Genomic DNA, 385 nt, shown 5'->3' with positions numbered 1-385 from the left:
GTGCACACCGTCCGCCACCTCGTGACGGTTGAGGAGGTTGACTGACATGGCGGAGAACAGCCCGCTGAAGGCCCACAACCTCCGGCCTGCCCCGGGCGCCAAGACCGCCAAGACCCGTGTGGGTCGTGGTGAGGCGTCCAAGGGTAAGACCGCAGGCCGTGGTACCAAGGGTACGAAGGCCCGTTACCAGGTTCCGGAGCGCTTCGAGGGTGGCCAGATGCCCCTCCACATGCGTCTCCCGAAGCTCAAGGGCTTCAAGAACCCGTTCCGCACGGAGTACCAGGTCGTGAACCTGGACAAGCTCGCGACGCTCTACCCCGAGGGTGGAGAGGTCACGGTGGCCGACCTGGTCGCCAAGGGTGCCGTGCGCAACAACCACCTCGTC

At 65.7% G+C, this 385-nt stretch carries 1 protein-coding gene; it reads left to right on the top strand.

What is annotated here, in order from left to right:
* Positions 1–46 precede the first annotated feature (46 nt).
* Positions 47–385: 50S ribosomal protein L15 (rplO, locus tag V2J85_RS41045; RefSeq protein WP_330824449.1), on the top strand; the 339-nt coding region annotated here is incomplete at its 3' end.

This window comes from Streptomyces bugieae, from assembly GCF_036352915.1.
Taxonomy (GTDB): domain Bacteria; phylum Actinomycetota; class Actinomycetes; order Streptomycetales; family Streptomycetaceae; genus Streptomyces; species Streptomyces endophytica.
The sequence above is the reverse complement of the archived record's forward strand: the minus strand, read 5'-3'. Positions and strand labels throughout refer to the sequence as shown.